Raw genomic sequence first — 15,021 nt, forward strand, 5'->3', positions numbered from 1 at the left:
TCATGACCCAAAGCCACTCACGCCACCTATCAAATGTGGGAGAGGGCGTGACCGCAATAGCGCAGTATCAGTCAGCACATCGGGTACTGATAGACCGCTACCGCAGGCAAGCCAGCCCCCACATTTGAGCGTCGGTGTTCTTCCGGATCTTTACCGCCGGCCCGTGCGCGTACTCACATCCACCCACACCGCCAGCACCAGAATGCTGCCCTTCACGATCATCTGCCAGTAACTGTCCACATCCAGCATCGACATCCCATTGTCCAGGCTGGTAATCACCAGCGCGCCCAGCAACGCGCCGTACACTGTGCCCGAGCCGCCACGCATTGACGTGCCGCCGATAAAGCACGCAGCGATGGCATCCAGCTCGCCCATATTCCCCGCCGACGGCGAACCGGCCGCGAGCCGGGCAGTATTGACCAGGCCGGCGAGGGCGCACATCACGCCCATGATGCCGAAGATCCATAGCTTCACCGCTTGTACGTTGATGCCCGACAGGCGTGTGGCTTCCATGTTGCTGCCCACCGCGTAGATGCGGCGGCCGAACACGGTCTGGCGGGTGACGTAGCTGAATACACCCAACAGCACCAGCAGAAGCAAGACGGGGACGGGAATGCCGTCGTAGCTGTTGAGCGTGGTGACGAACCCGGCCAGCACGGCGCCGATAAGTACCACGCGCACCAGATCACGCACGAGGGAATGCGCCGCAAGACCATGCAGCGCGCGATTGCGCCGCTGTTTCCATGCCAGGAACAGTGTCAGGGCAAACAGCGAAACCCCGAGGCCAATACCGACTGAATGCGGTAAATACCCCTGGCCCACATACACCAGCGACGGTGAAACCGGCGCAATGGTGGTACCGCCCGTGATCCCCAGCAGGATCCCGCGAAATGCCAGCATCCCGCCCAAACCGACGATAAACGACGGGATGCGCAGATAGGCTGTCATGTACCCATTTGCCAACCCGATCACCAACCCGCACAACGCTACCAAGCTCAGGTTGGCCAGCAGCGGAATGTGATAAACCACATCCAGGATCGCCGCCAACCCGCCCAGCAACCCCAGTAATGACCCCACCGACAAATCGATCTCGCCGCTGATGATCACCAGCACCATGCCGCACGCCAGGATCCCGGTGATCGACATCTGCCGCAGCAGGTTGGACAGGTTGCGTGGTGTGAGAAACCCGCCCTCGGTCTGCCAGCTGAAAAACAGCCAGATCACCGCCACGGCGATCACCAGGGCGAGCATTTTGTAGCGGGTAAACAGCTGTTGGAGCTGATTCATCTACGCGGTCTTCCGATCATTATTGTTATGGCTGAGCGCAGCCGCGAGCACCTGCTCCTGGGTGAGGCCGTTGTTGACGAAATCACCGCGCAGTTGGCCTTCGCCGATCACCAGCACGCGGTCGGAGACCCCGAGTACTTCGGCCAGCTCCGAGGACACCATGATGATTGACACCCCTTCGGCCGCCAGGGCGTTCATCAACGTGTAGATCTCATATTTGGCGCCCACGTCCACGCCGCGCGTGGGTTCGTCGAGGATCAACACTTTGGGCTTGGCCATCAGCATTTTCGCCAGCACAGCCTTTTGCTGATTGCCCCCGGACAGGCTGGTGATCGGCAAAAACGGGCTGGAGGTCTTCAGGTGCATGCGTGCGATCTGCTGGTCGATGCTGCCCAGTTCGGCTTCGGCATCGATACGCGTCATGTGCGCATAGGTATCGAGCACCGCCAGGGTGATGTTCTGGCCCACGCCCAGGTCGGGAATGATGCCTTGGCGCTTGCGGTCCTCGGGCACCATGCACAGCCCGGCGCGGATGGATTTGAGCGGCGTGCGTGTGTCTATCACCTGGCCGTCCAACCACACCTCGGCGCTGTAGCGCCCTGGGTAGGCGCCGAACAGCGCCGACACCAGTTCCGTACGTCCGGCCCCCACCAACCCGGCAATGCCGAGGATTTCCCCGCGTTTGAGCACAAAGGAAATGTCGTCCACACGCTTGCGTTTGGGGTTGTCGACGTCATAGCAGGTGACGTTGCGGGCCTCGAAAATCACCTCGCCCACGTCATGCGGCTCGGTGGGATAGAGGTTACTCATCTCGCGGCCGACCATCTGGGTGATGATCTGCGCGATGTCCATGTCGGCCATGGCCGTGGTCGCGATGTGCTTGCCATCGCGGATCACCGCAATGGTGTCGCACACCGCCGCCACTTCATCGAGCTTGTGGGAGATGTACACGCAGGCCACGCCCTTGGCCTTGAGGCCGCGGATGATGTCCAGCAGTACTTCGATTTCAGAGCGCGTCAGGGCCGAGGAGGGCTCATCGAGAATCATGAGGCGCGCCTGTTTATTCAGGGCCTTGGCGATTTCCACCAATTGCTGGTAGCCGCCGCCGTACTGCGACACCGGCAGCGCGACGTTCATGTCCGGTACCTTGAGCTCGCGCATCAAGGCTTCGGCGCGGTGGATCATCGCCGGGTAGTTCATGCGCCCACCCGGCAAGGTCAGTTCGTGGCCCATGAAGATGTTTTCGGCCACCGACAAGTCAGGCACCAGGGTCAGTTCCTGGTGAATGATCACGATCCCCGCCGCCTCGGTCTCGCTGATCGACTGAGCCTTGAGCGGCTGCCCGTCCCAGAGAATTTCACCGTCCCAGGTGCCGTACGGATAAACCGCCGACAGCACCTTCATCAAGGTTGATTTACCGGCGCCGTTCTCGCCGCACAGGCCGACGCATTCCCCCGGCCGTACCTTGAGGTCGATGCCGTTGAGGGCGTTGACACCGCCAAAGGTTTTGACGATGCCGTTCATTTGCAGCAAATAGTCGGACATGGCGGTCACTGCCCGGCAATCTGCTCTTTGGTATAGAACCCGTCTTTCTCCAACAGATCGATATTGGCTTTGGTCAGCGGGGTAGGCGTGAGCAGGATGGTGTCGACCTTCTTGCTGCCGTTGTCGTACTGCGAGCTGTAGGTCGGCTTCTCGTTACGCGCCAGTTGCACCGAGAGCTTGGCGGCTTCGGTGGCGATCAGCTTGAGCGGCTTGTACACGGTCATGGTTTGCGTGCCGTCGATCACACGCTTGATCGCGGCCAGGTCGGCGTCTTGCCCGGAGATCGGCACCTTGCCTGCCAGTTTCTGCGCGGCCAGGGCCTGGATCGCACCGCCGGCGGTGGCATCGTTGGAAGCCACGATGGCGTCGATCTTGTTGTTGTTCCGGGTCAGGGCGTTTTCGACGATGCTCAGGGCTTCAGTGGGGTTCCATTCTTTCACCCACTGCTGCCCGACAATTTTGATGTCGCCCTTGTCGATGGCCGGTTGCAGCACCTTCATCTGGCCTTCACGCAGCACTTTGGCGTTGTTGTCGGTGGGCGCGCCGCCGAGCAGGAAGTAGTTGCCCTTGGGCGCCGCTTGCATCACGCCGCTGGCCTGCATTTCGCCGACCTTTTCGTTATCGAAGGAGATGTAGGCGTCGATGTCAGCGTTAAGGATCAGGCGGTCATACGACACCACTTTGATTCCGGCCTTCTTGGCTTCGGCGACGGCGTTGGTGAGGACGGTAGCGTTGAAGGGCACGATGACGATCACGTCGACACCCCGGGAGATCAGGTTTTCGATCTGGGAAATCTGCTTCTGCTCGTTGGCATCGGCAGACTGGACGAAGACCTTGGCATCGAGTTTTTCTGCCGCCGCGACGAAGTAGTCACGGTCACGGGACCAGCGTTCCAGACGCAGGTCATCGATCGAGAAGCCGATTTTCGGGTGGGCCGGGCCGGCTATGACCGGCAGGGCGAGCAGAGCCAGGGCAGTGGCGAGCAGGGTACGTTTGAATGACTTCATGGTGGTGCGTCCTTTTATTGTTGTTGGAAAGACACAGCGTGATGCGGGTAAAACTGTAGAGCGTCCCTCGACGCTCTGTGCAGAGATTTGTCGCGCAAATGTCACCGGTAGATAAAGCGATTCACGACACCTTCAAGCATCTCCTGACGGCCACTCACGGCCTGAGGGTTCAGTTCATGGGCAAACGCATGTTCAGCCAGCGACTCCAGGCTGAATTCTCCCGCCAGCACGGCCTGGCCCAACGGTTGCTGCCAACCGGCGTAGCGCTGGTCCTTGAACTGCTGCAACCGATCGTTCTCGACCATAGTCGCCGCGCGCTCCAGGGCCAGGGCCAATACATCCATGGCGGCTACATGCCCATGGAACAGGTCTACATCGTCCAGGCTTTGGCGGCGCACCTTGGAGTCGAAGTTATAGCCGCCATTCTTGAACCCGCCGGCCTTGAGGATTTCATAGGTGGCGAGGGTCATTTCCTCGACGCTGTTGGGGAACTGGTCGGTGTCCCAGCCGTTCTGCGGGTCGCCGCGGTTGGCGTCGATGCTGCCGAAGATGCCCAGGGACACGGCGGTGGCAATTTCATGGTGAAAACTGTGCCCGGCCAGGGTCGCGTGGTTGGCCTCGATATTCACCTTGATCTCATGCTCCAGCCCGTATTCATGCAGGAAGCCGAACACGGTGGCGCTGTCGTAATCGTATTGGTGCTTGGTCGGCTCCTGGGGTTTGGGCTCGATCAGCAGGTCGCCCTTGAAGCCGATCTTGTGCTTGTGTTCCACGACCATGCGCATAAAGCGACCAAGCTGCTCGCGCTCACGTTTCAGGTCGGTATTGAGCAGGGTTTCGTAACCTTCACGGCCGCCCCACAGCACATAGTTGGAACCCTTGAGCCGCAAGGTTGCGTTCATCGCGCTGAACACCTGGGCGGCGGCGTAGGCAAACACCTCCGGGTCCGGGTTACTGGCGGCGCCGGCGGCAAAGCGTGGGTTGCTGAAGCAATTGGCGGTGCCCCACAGCAGCTTGATCCCTGTCTGTTCCTGGTGACGCTCCAGGTGATCGACCATCTGTGCAAAGTGGTGGCGGTACTCCTTGAGCGAACTGCCTTCGGGGGCGACGTCCGTGTCGTGAAAGCTGTAGTAGTCGATGCCCAGCTTGGAGAAAAACTCAAACGCTGCTTGCGCCTTGCCGATGGCCAGTTCCATCGGGTCGCCGCTGCGTTGCCATGGCCGTTTGAAGGTGCCGACGCCAAACATGTCCGCGCCTGGCCACACGAAGGTGTGCCAATAACAGGCGGCCATGCGCAGGTGTTCGCGCATGGGTTTGCCGAGGATGATTTTGTTGGCGTCGTAATGGCGAAAGGCGAGGGGCGATTCGCTGCTGGGGCCTTCGAAGCGAACCTTCTCGACACCGGGGAAGTACGGCATGGCGTTTTCCTTATTGTTCTTGGCGGTGTCCCGATACTAGCAACGGCGGTGGGGCTGCCGATTATGAAAATCACCAAGGGAGGGTGCGATTTTGAGTAATGTCTTTGCTTGAGCGTAGCGTCACTGCATAGGGGACGATCCGAGTTTATTTATTTTTTCAGAGTGATCCCTAATCAAACTCTTAAGTACTACGTGATTTGCGGAAACGTCTGGCTTTACCTCAAGCAAGTGCCTCTCCAAAGTTTGGCCTGCATCGTCATTTTCTTTGACTTGATGCCATTCGCGGTTGAGAGCGCGGTACTCATCAGGCACATACTAAATAAGGATGAAAACATGAATGCGCAGTCGCCCATGCTGTACACCAATGAAGTGTTTTCGGCATATCTAAGTAGTTTGGACGATCACTGCTTCACAGAACAGCAACTTGCAGAATTCAACGAACACGCGTTGGAAGTAATCAGTCAGCGGCAGTTTTACTTAAAAACTCATCCGGCCGTTGCCGTTTACCGAGTGGCAGCTTGGGCAGTCAAACCCGCAACGGCGGAACGATCAAACAAACGACCTCAGCGATGACATTCAAATTGACCAACGGTGAGCGCGTACGCGCCGCACACAAGGGCGATTACGTTGAGTACGTCGACGGTTCCCAGGCGCACATTTTGACGGGTGCCGGTGAAAGCAATAGTAACATTGCTTTAGTGGGCAGCTTGCTCAGTAACGGTGACGAAATCATCAATACACCTCAAGGCTCAATAATCCTCATCGCGCGTGAGGGTGTGCAGTTGGCCGAGGATTTTTTACCCCTTATCCAGAATTGACCATGACGCGTGTTAGTGCTGAGCGTGGCTATGCCGCGTTTGGAATGCTCAGGCGTTATAGAGCGGAGAACATAGATGACTGAAGGATATTTTATTGGCTTGGGCGATAAGACCACTTGCGGTGGAGAAGTGCTTGATGGCGATCCAAGAGTTGACATACATGGCCTCCTGCACGCTCGCGAAGGTGACCGAGTCAGTTGTGGAAAACATGCGGGGATTTATCAAATACTCGGCGGCATTTCGCATATAGAGAGTCATGGCAAGCTGGTGGCTGGCACGCTGGATAGCTTCAGCAGTTGCCCCTGTCGAGCGGGGCTTATTCCCTCGGTGTACACCGCTACCTACGAGAACGAGAGCGCACCAGCGCCTATGAACGCGCGAGCCGTTCAGCCGGGCGCCTCATCTATAAACGACCGCCCGATGGCCCGGCATCAATCGGGTTTTGTTCCTTCCGGCAGCCTGGCCTTAGTGCGATCCAGAGGCGTGGATGCTGAGGAGCCTGGTTTCTACGTGGTGCCCAAAAGCATGACTCGCCAGGCACTGGAAGCCACGCTTTTCCCTGGTCATGACCCAGCTGTGATGAGCAAGTATCGATCACTTAACCCTGGCAAGGGTGAGGTTAAAGCCGGCTCGATGATCGTGCTCGGCGATCCCAACAATACGTCCTGTACCTATCAGGAAGCGCAACTGATGCGGGCGGCTCAACAAGTCGATGCATCCCTGGAAACACTGACACCGGATGAGGCCGATTTTTTGTATCGGCACGGTGCCGAGATCGCCGGTTTTATCGGCCATACCTCAACCTGGCTCGGCGTCAGTGCGCTGGTGATGGAAAAACATCTGGGAAACCTGCGCGATACCCTTCAAGCCATCGAGCGCTTGCATCAGGAGAGCTACCGCCAGCACGGGCACCTTAAATCGCCGCAGTTTTTCGCCGAGCGCCAGCGACTGCTGACTCAACTGGACGCCCATCTGCTGAACTCGACACGTTTGCGCGGCCAGACGACGCTGGGTGATCACCCCAAGTTGAAAACGGCGCTTGGCATTTCCAGCCGTAGTCTGGTGCATCACTGGGATAAAGCGGGCGGGCCGGGGCAGATTCCGGGGTATTCGGCTCATGTGGAGGCGGTGAGCCGTGCTACTAAATATATGAAGGCGGGTGGGTATATCGGGATTGGTCTGGGTGGGGTGTCTTCGGTGTTGGCTATTCAGCAGGTGTGTAACCTCGATTCCGGGGCGGCTTGTGAAAAAGTGAAATTCACTGAAGTGGGGAAATTCATTGGAGCTACTGGTGGCGGTGTTGCGGGGGGATTGATAGCCGGTTCTGCCAGCGGTTCGATCTGTGTGGCGCTTGCCGTCTCTACCGGTATAGGGGGTGTCGTGTGTGTCGCTGCGTTGGTTGGGGCTGGCGCGTGGGCGGGTACTACTTACGGTGGTATGGGTGGCGAAATAGGTGGAGAAATTTTGTACGAGAAAACGTGGCCATGACAACGGAGGGATTCTGGAAGTCTTGGTTGGCTTTTGGAGTCGTCAGCGGCCCAATTTTGCTTGCCTATGTGGGGGCTGCATACAGTCTTTACCTGAGCCGTTGTCACCTGGATGCCATAAAAGAGGCTTTGAAAAACAGCCGTTACATTTATCTATGGGGGCCGAGCCTTGGAAAAAGAGGTTTGATTTGGTCACTGTGGGAAATATCGAAAATCGCCGGGATGGTTGTATGGCCCAAGGCTTCTGTCCGCATCGGAGAACTTGACCCAGCAGATCTTGAAAATTTCCCACCTCATTTGAAACAGCATCTGATCGTCAACATAACGCTGATGCTCACCTCGTTCACTTGGATTGTGGTTGTGGGGATTCTGCTGCAGTTCAGGTAATTCGAGCGGACCTCACTTGAGGCCCGCTACCAGGCAGGACCTATTGAGGACTTTTTTGAAGCCGTATGCGGATCAAGTTGCAGCTTCTTAGATTTTAGAATCTGAACGAGTGAAAGGCCATTTCATCGGGGCATTGAAAAAGCCATCTATAAAAAGTCGCCAAGGAACGGTGCAATTTTTTGTACCGAGTTCAAGCTTCTAAAGACTACGTAATTTGCGGAAACATCTGACTTTACGTCAGGCAACTGCCTCTGCAAAGTTCGGCTCTCTAATCACTTTTGTCTTACGTATAGAGAGGGCTGAATCGTGCCGCGAGGACATGTCAATGGAATAGCGCAAGGTCTGCACGGCGATCTGACCACTACCGGCGCCGTGTGTATCAGTAGCCTGCCCAACGCGAAACAGGGCGGGCGCAGCGTCTTAAGACTTGGCGATAAAACCACGGAATGCCCGCGATGCGGCAAAACCGGCGTCATTGTGAGCAGCCGGCCGGCCATGTGCTGGATGGGCATTGCGACGGTACTTCATGACGCAACAATCCACTGCGACTGCCCCGCAGGTAGCAATCGCCTGATTGCACCTGCGGATTCAAGCGTTGCGTCACCCACGACTCGATCATCGGCTCAACCGGCGCCCGCAACAGCAACCCGCTCTGCGGTTGCGCCACAACACTCGACATATGTCCCTTCGCAAACCTCTGCATTAAACAGCCTGCCCGGCCAGGAGCCGGGGTTCTATATTGTGCCCAAAAGCATGACTCGCCAGGCACTGGAAGCCACGCTTTTCCCTGGTCATGACCCCGCTGTGATGAGCAAGTATCGATCACTTAACCCTGGCAAGGGTGAGGTTAAAGCCGGCTCGATGATCGTGCTCAGCGATCCGAACAATACGTCCTGTACCTATCAGGAAGCGCAACTGATGCGGGCGGCTCAACAAGTCGATGCATCCCTGGAAACGCTGACGCCGGATGAGGCCGATTTTTCGTATCGGCACGGTGCCGAGATCGCCGGTTTTATCGGCCATACCTCCACCTGGCTGGGCGTCAGTGCGGTGGTGATGGAAAAACACCTGGGAAACTTGCGCGACTCCCTTCAAGCCATCGAACGCTTGCATCAGGAGAGCTACCGCCAGCACGGTCACCTCAAGTCGCCGCAGTTTTTCGCCGAGCGCCAGCGACTGCTGACTCAACTGGACGCCCATCTGCTGAACTCGACACGTTTGCGCGGCCAGACGACGCTGGGTGATCACCCCAAGTTGAAAACGGCCCTCGGTATTTCCAGTCGCAGTCTCGTGCATCACTGGGATAAAGCGGGCGGGCCGGGGCAGATTCCGGGGTATTCGGCTCATGTGGAGGCGGTGAGCCGTGCTACTAAATATATGAAGGCGGGTGGGTATATCGGGATTGGTCTGGGTGGGGTGTCTTCGGTGTTGGCTATTCAGCAGGTGTGTAACCTCGATTCCGGGGCGGCTTGTGAGAGGGTTAAGTTCACTGAAGGTGGAAAATTTGCCGGATCTACGCTGGGCGGTGTTGGGGCTGGATTGACGAGTGGACTTGCCAGTGCTCCGATCTGTGTGGCGATTGGGGCAGGCACAGCAGGTATCGGAGGCGTTGTCTGTGTCGCGGCCATAGCAGGGACCGGAGCATGGGTAGGTACAACTGGTGGTGGTATGGGCGGAGAGTACGTAGGTGAAAAAATCTACGAGGCTAAACAACCATGACCAGTATCGACACCTGGTCTCCCTGGGTTTCAATATCTGTTGCTGGGGGGTGGATGATTCTCGCATTTGCCGGCACTGCATACAGCCTGTACCTGAGCCGCTGTCATTTGGAAGCCATAAAGGAAGCTTTAAAAAACAGCCGTTATATTTATGTGTGGGGGCCTAGCCTTGGTAAGAGAGGTTTGATCTGGTCTCTATTCGAGATGTCGAGAATTGCCGGAATGGTCTTGTGGCCAGGGCCATATATCCGTTTAGGCGATGTAAACCCTGTTGATCTCGAAAGCTTTCCTCCTCGCCTGAAAAGGCATCTGATCGTCAATACGACGCTGATGCTCACTTCTTGTTTTTGGATGATGGTTGTAGTCATTCTGCTGAAGTTCAGGTAACTAAAACGGGCCTCACCCGAGGTCCGCTTTCAAGAGCCGAGTCCCTGCATGCTAATCTGCACCCACCGGCCCCAGGATAAAAACAATGAAAACCCTACCGCCCGTGCACCGCATTGCCTTGCTCTTCAACGGCAGCAAAATCTATGACCGCGGCATCATTGCCGGCATTGGCAACTACCTGAGCAGCACCCGCGCGTCCTGGGATTTGTTCCTCGAAGAAGACTTTTTGTGCCGCCTCAAAGGCATTGAGCGCTGGCAGGGCGATGGCATCATTGCCGACTTTGACGACCCGCTGATCGGCGAAGCGCTGGCCGGGAGCAAGGTGCCGGTGGTGGCGGTGGGAGGCTCCTATGAAGATGCGCGCGCCTACCCCAAGGGCATTCCCTACGTGGCAACGGACAACGATGCCTTGATGACGATGGCGTACGCGCACCTGATCGAGGCCGGGCTGACGCGCTTTGCCTGTTTCAGTCTGCCCGAAGCCCAGGCCAATCGCTGGGCCCAGGAGCGCGAAAAAGCCTTCAAACGGTTGATGCAACGGGATGGCTTGCCGGTGCAGATCTATCGCGGCCTGGGCACCAGCGCGCCGCTGTGGGACAGCGCGGTGGAGCAGCAGATCGCCTGGCTGCAAAGCCTGCCCAAGCCCATCGGCATCATCGCCGTCACCGACGCCCGCGCCCGGCAACTGCTGCAAGCCTGTCTCACCGCCGGCATCGCGGTGCCGGAAGAAGTGGCGCTGATCGGCATCGACAACGACCCGCTGACCCGCACCCTTACACGCGTGCCACTGAGTTCGGTGATCCAGGGCACCGAAACCATGGGCCGCACCGCCGCCGCGCTGTTGCACCAGATGCTGCACGGCAAGCCCTGCACGGGCACGCAGGTGCTGGTGCCGCCGGATGCGATCAACGTGCAGGCATCCAGCCTGCATCAACCGCTGGGTAATCCCTACGTGATGCAGGCGCTGCTGTTTATCCGCCAATACGCCTGCCAGGGCATCAAGACCGCCCAGGTAGCGGCCTATGTCGGCGTGTCGCGTTCATCGTTGGAGTCGCACTTTCGCAAGGCGCGCGGCTGCAGCGTGCATGACGAGATTCTGCGCTTCAAGCTCGCCAACGCCGCCAAGGGCCTGCAAGGCAACCACCTGGCGATTGCCGACATCGCCCAGCAATGCGGCTTCAAATCTGCGCAGTACCTGCACACGGTGTTCCGTCGCGAGTTCGGCTGTACGCCACGCGAATACCAGCAGAGTCATTAGAAACTTTGCCAGCCAGGCCCATTCGCTGCTGGACTTGCACCGTACAGACTAGGGAGAATGGTTTTTTGTGGCGTAAATGGAAGCTCCCATGACCGACAGTGCTCAGCGTGCCGCCAGCGACATCGACCTGATGACCGAAGTGGCCATGCTTTATTACCTCGACAACATCACCCAGGAAGCCATTGCCAAGCGCTTCGACCTGTCTCGGGTCAAGGTCAGCCGGTTGCTCAAGCGCGCCCGTGATGAAGGGGTGGTGGAGGTGCGGGTGTTGCAACACCCGGCGCTGAACACTGAGCTGGAGCAGGCATTGGTCGAGCGTTTCCAACTGGACCGTGCGTTGATCGCGGTCGACCACGGCGACCCCGACACCCAGCGTTCGGCCGTCGCCAGCCTGGTCGCCAACTACCTGAACAAAACCCTCAGCGACGGCATGATCATCGCCGTCGGCATGGGCCGCAATGTCGGCGCGGTGGCCGACAATGTGTTCCTGCCGGTGACGCGCAACTGCACGTTTGTGTGTGCGATTGGCGGCTCGCTCAAGGCTGGCGAATACATGAACCCCGACCATATCTGCCGGCGCCTGGCCCTGCGTTTCGGCGCCGAGAGCGAAACCCTGTACGCACCGGCCCTGGTGGCCAACCCGGAACTGCGCAGTGTGCTGATCAACAACGACACCGTACGCTCGACCCTCGACCGAGCGCGCCGCGCCGATATCGCCTTGATTGGCATCGGTGACATGAGCGAGAACAGCAACATGGTGCGCATGGGCTGGTTCTCGCCCCAGGAAATTGCCCAGGCCCGTGTGTCCGGTACGGTGGGCGACATGATGGGCTACGACTTCATCGACATCCACGGCCAGCCGGCGGTCAACGCCATGCAGGGCAGGGTGATCGGCTTGTCGGTGCAGGAACTGGTGCGTATTCCGGATGTGGTGGCGATTGCCAGCGAGAACACCAAGGCGGCGGCGACCCTCGGCGCGTTGCGTTCCGGGGTGATCAACACCCTGGCGACGACCGTATCGAATGCCTACACGATCCTCGCCCTGGATGATGCGACGCGCCGTTAAGTGCATAGGGGCGCGCAGCCTTGGCGGGCGCGTCGGATCGTCGCTCCCACAAGGATGGGGGGTGTGCTCAGTTGACCGGCCAGGCGCAGAACCCAATGTGGGAGCTGGCTTGCCTGCGATAGCGATGGGTCAGCCAGCATTTATGCCAACTGACACACCGCCTTCGCGGGCAAGCCCGCTCCCACAATTACGCTACCAGCCGGGCCTCCACCGAATCGGCGAGATTGGTGAGGATCAGGCAGCAAGACACCGCGCCGGCATCCAGTGCGCCGAGGGAGCGCTCCCCCAGGCGGCTGGCGCGGCCGATTTTCGCCACCAGGTCGCGGGTTGAATCGCGGCCCTGGGAGGCCGCATTTTTCATCTGGCGCAACGCTTCGGCAAACGAAGCGCCGCTGGCTTCGGCCCGTTCAAATGCCTCCACGGCCGGGATCAGCGTGTCCATCAGGCATTTGTCGCCCACGCCTGCATCGCTGATGTCTTGCAGTGACGTGAGGCCACCGCGCAGCAGCCTGGCGAAACTCGCCGCATCAATGCTGTCGCGGCCGCGCACTTCGTCGGCCATGCCGATAAACAGGCTGCCGTAGAGCGGGCCCATGGAGCCGCCGATGCCCTCCATCAGCGCCAGGGTCAGTTCGTCCAGCGCCTCGGCCAGCGACAGTTCGCGCCCTTCGAGGGTCTTGCCGCAGCGCGAGAACCCCTTGGCCATGTTGATACCGTGGTCGCCGTCGCCGATGGCGCCGTCCACTTCGCTGAGGTATTCGCGGTTGGCAACGATGATCGACACCAGGTTGGTGACGATGGCGCTACCGGTGTTGCTGGGGAAATGCTCGCTCATGCTTCACTCCGACTGTGTCATGCCGATGGAGCGGCAGGGGTGATCGATTAAGGTGGTCAGCTCGGTATCGAGGCCGAGCACGGTCAGGGTCACGCCCATCATTTCCAGCGACGTGAAGTAATTGCCTACGTAGCAGCGGTGAATGCGCAGGCCGTTGGCACGCAGTTGCTGCTCGACCTCGGCGTAGAAAATGTACAGCTCCATCACCGGCGTGGCGCCCAGGCCCGAGACCAGCACCACGACGCTGTCGTCTGCGCTGAAGTCGCGGTCGGCCAGGATCGGTGCGAGCATGCGTTTAGCCATCGCGGCCGCGGATTCCACCGGCACCACTTCGATGCCGGGTTCGCCGTGGTGGCCGATGCCCAGTTCCATCATGCCGCCTTCGATCTGGAAGTTGGGTTTGCCGACTGCCGCAATGGTGCAGGGCGTGAGGCCCACGCCGATGGAGCGGCACCGGTCCACGGCTTTCTGGGCCACGCGGATCACGCCGTCGAGGTCGTAGCCCTGCGCAGCGGCGGCTCCGCCGATCTTCCACATGAAAATCTCACCGGCCACGCCGCGCCGCTTGGCGATATCCGCCGCAGGGGCAGAGGCCACGTCATCGTTGGCGACCACGGTGCGGATGTTCATCTCTTTGCTGGCGGCCATTTTCATTGCCAGCTTCACGTTCATATTGTCGCCGGCATAGTTGCCGTACAGGCAGGCCACGCCCGCGCCCTGGTCCGCAGCGCGGAAGGCATCGAAGAAGCTTTTGGCGGTGGGTGAGGAGAAAATCTCGCCGACCGCCACCGCATCCACCAGGCCAGGGCCGACATAGCCGAGAAACGCCGGCTCATGGCCCGAACCGCCACCGGTGACAATGCCCACCTGGCCGGCCGGTGAAGTTTTACGTTGGCGGATGACCCGTGGGTTGCTCTCGTACTGCACCAGCTCCGGGTGCGCCACGAGAATGCCCGCGAGCATGTCCTCGACCACCAGGTCTGGGTCGTTTATCACTCGATTCATGCGCTGTTTCCTTATTCTTATTCGTGAGCAAGCGGATTACTGAATGCTGTAGCCGCCGTCGATCACCACGTTCTCGCCGTTGATCATCTTGGCTGCGTCGCTGACCAGGTAGAGCACCAGGCCGGCGATTTCTTCGGGCTGAGCGAAGCGTCCCACCGGGATCTGCAATTTGGCGCGCTCGCCCAGTTCACCGGCCCAGGCCTTCTTGCCCAGGGCGGTTTCGACGATGGTTGGCGACACGGCGTTGACGTTGATGCCGTGGGGCGCCCATTCCATGGCTAACACCTTGGTCATGCCGACCACGGCGGCCTTGCTGGCGCAGTAGGCCACATGGCGATCCAGCCCGATTACTGCAGCCTGGGAAGCAAGGTTGACGATGCGCCCGCCGCCGCTTTCTATCATGTGCCGGGCACAGGCCTGGGCCACGAAGAAGCTGGCCTTGAGGTTGATATCGAGGGTGGTGTCCCAGGCGTTTTCGCTGACCTCCAGCGCCTTGTCCAGCAACGCAACGCCGGCGCTGTTGACCAGGTAATCGATACGCCCGAGCGCGGCGGCAGCCTGGTCGACGGCGGCGTGTACCGAGTCGAGCTGGCGCAGGTCGGCCACCAGGCCCAGGTGGCCGGCGCCGAGGCTGGCGGCGACGTCCACCACCGCCGGGTCGCGATCCAGCAGGGCCACCCTGGCACCGCGTTCCACCAATAAATTGGCACAGGCCAGGCCGATACCGGCCGCGCCGCCGGTGATCACGGCGCAACGGCCGGTGAGGTCAAACGCCTGGTTCCAGAAATTGGACATTGCACACA

The 15,021-nt window shown here is 59.4% G+C and carries 15 protein-coding genes and 1 pseudogene; 9 read left to right on the top strand and 7 right to left on the bottom strand.

Features of this window, described 5'->3' with window-relative positions; all coding sequences use genetic code 11:
* Window positions 1–150 precede the first annotated feature (150 nt).
* The 4 genes from AACY52_RS20975 to xylA all read right to left on the bottom strand — a co-directional run bounded on the left by AACY52_RS20975 (window position 151) and on the right by xylA (window position 5,257).
* A complete protein-coding gene (locus AACY52_RS20975) occupies window positions 151–1,287 on the bottom strand; it encodes a sugar ABC transporter permease (RefSeq protein ID WP_339419377.1) in 1,137 nt (378 codons plus the stop codon).
* Window positions 1,288–2,832, bottom strand: a complete 1,545-nt coding sequence (gene xylG, locus AACY52_RS20980) for a D-xylose ABC transporter ATP-binding protein (protein WP_339530997.1) — start codon at window positions 2,830–2,832, stop codon at window positions 1,288–1,290.
* 5 nt (window positions 2,833–2,837) lie between these two features.
* Window positions 2,838–3,839: a D-xylose ABC transporter substrate-binding protein gene (gene xylF / locus AACY52_RS20985; protein ID WP_339530999.1), complete on the bottom strand. Its 1,002-nt coding sequence runs from the start codon at window positions 3,837–3,839 to the stop codon at window positions 2,838–2,840.
* A gap of 101 nt (window positions 3,840–3,940) precedes the next feature.
* Window positions 3,941–5,257 carry a xylose isomerase gene (xylA, locus tag AACY52_RS20990; RefSeq protein WP_339419371.1) on the bottom strand — a complete coding sequence of 439 codons (1,317 nt, stop codon included), beginning with the start codon at window positions 5,255–5,257 and terminating at the stop codon, window positions 3,941–3,943.
* 333 nt (window positions 5,258–5,590) lie between these two features.
* Between xylA and AACY52_RS20995 the strand changes: the two genes are divergently transcribed.
* The 9 genes and pseudogenes from AACY52_RS20995 to AACY52_RS21035 all read left to right on the top strand — a co-directional run bounded on the left by AACY52_RS20995 (window position 5,591) and on the right by AACY52_RS21035 (window position 12,378).
* On the top strand, window positions 5,591–5,830 hold the full coding sequence (locus tag AACY52_RS20995; RefSeq protein ID WP_339436251.1) for a hypothetical protein: 240 nt from the start codon (window positions 5,591–5,593) through the stop codon (window positions 5,828–5,830).
* Window positions 5,827–6,075, top strand: a complete 249-nt coding sequence (locus AACY52_RS21000; protein ID WP_339436252.1) for a hypothetical protein — start codon at window positions 5,827–5,829, stop codon at window positions 6,073–6,075. Before AACY52_RS20995 ends, AACY52_RS21000 begins: the two co-directional genes overlap by 4 nt.
* 75 nt (window positions 6,076–6,150) lie before the next feature.
* Window positions 6,151–7,563 carry a PAAR domain-containing protein gene (locus tag AACY52_RS21005; protein WP_339439211.1) on the top strand — a complete coding sequence of 471 codons (1,413 nt, stop codon included), beginning with the start codon at window positions 6,151–6,153 and terminating at the stop codon, window positions 7,561–7,563.
* Window positions 7,560–7,949, top strand: a complete 390-nt coding sequence (locus AACY52_RS21010) for a hypothetical protein (RefSeq protein ID WP_339419503.1) — start codon at window positions 7,560–7,562, stop codon at window positions 7,947–7,949. The genes AACY52_RS21005 and AACY52_RS21010 overlap by 4 nt, the downstream gene beginning before the upstream one ends.
* A gap of 306 nt (window positions 7,950–8,255) precedes the next feature.
* Window positions 8,256–8,492, top strand: a pseudogene (locus AACY52_RS21015) (PAAR domain-containing protein); the annotation flags it as partial.
* A gap of 264 nt (window positions 8,493–8,756) precedes the next feature.
* Window positions 8,757–9,668 carry a hypothetical protein gene (locus AACY52_RS21020; protein WP_339419501.1) on the top strand — a complete coding sequence of 304 codons (912 nt, stop codon included), beginning with the start codon at window positions 8,757–8,759 and terminating at the stop codon, window positions 9,666–9,668.
* Window positions 9,665–10,054 carry a hypothetical protein gene (locus AACY52_RS21025; protein ID WP_339419367.1) on the top strand — a complete coding sequence of 130 codons (390 nt, stop codon included), beginning with the start codon at window positions 9,665–9,667 and terminating at the stop codon, window positions 10,052–10,054. The genes AACY52_RS21020 and AACY52_RS21025 overlap by 4 nt, the downstream gene beginning before the upstream one ends.
* 85 nt (window positions 10,055–10,139) lie before the next feature.
* A complete protein-coding gene (locus AACY52_RS21030) occupies window positions 10,140–11,312 on the top strand; it encodes a XylR family transcriptional regulator (protein ID WP_339428055.1) in 1,173 nt (390 codons plus the stop codon).
* Window positions 11,313–11,400: 88 nt separating this feature from the next.
* Window positions 11,401–12,378 (top strand): sugar-binding transcriptional regulator, encoded by a 978-nt coding sequence (locus AACY52_RS21035; RefSeq protein WP_049708871.1) that lies wholly within the window; start codon window positions 11,401–11,403, stop codon window positions 12,376–12,378.
* 187 nt (window positions 12,379–12,565) lie between these two features.
* On the opposite strand, the gene dhaL is transcribed toward AACY52_RS21035, so the two are convergent.
* Genes dhaL through AACY52_RS21050 form a run of 3 tightly spaced genes read right to left on the bottom strand, consistent with a single transcriptional unit; the run spans window position 12,566 to window position 15,013 of the window.
* A complete protein-coding gene (gene dhaL, locus AACY52_RS21040; RefSeq protein WP_339419361.1) occupies window positions 12,566–13,213 on the bottom strand; it encodes a dihydroxyacetone kinase subunit DhaL in 648 nt (215 codons plus the stop codon).
* A gap of 3 nt (window positions 13,214–13,216) precedes the next feature.
* The gene (locus AACY52_RS21045) at window positions 13,217–14,218 is read right to left on the bottom strand and encodes a dihydroxyacetone kinase subunit DhaK (protein WP_339419359.1); all 1,002 of its coding nucleotides are present in this window, start codon (window positions 14,216–14,218) and stop codon (window positions 13,217–13,219) included.
* A gap of 36 nt (window positions 14,219–14,254) precedes the next feature.
* Window positions 14,255–15,013 (bottom strand): SDR family oxidoreductase, encoded by a 759-nt coding sequence (locus AACY52_RS21050; protein WP_339419358.1) that lies wholly within the window; start codon window positions 15,011–15,013, stop codon window positions 14,255–14,257.
* Window positions 15,014–15,021 lie beyond the last annotated feature (8 nt).

This window comes from Pseudomonas sp. EA_65y_Pfl1_P113 (assembly GCF_963970525.1).
Classification (GTDB): Bacteria; Pseudomonadota; Gammaproteobacteria; order Pseudomonadales; family Pseudomonadaceae; genus Aquipseudomonas; species Aquipseudomonas tritici.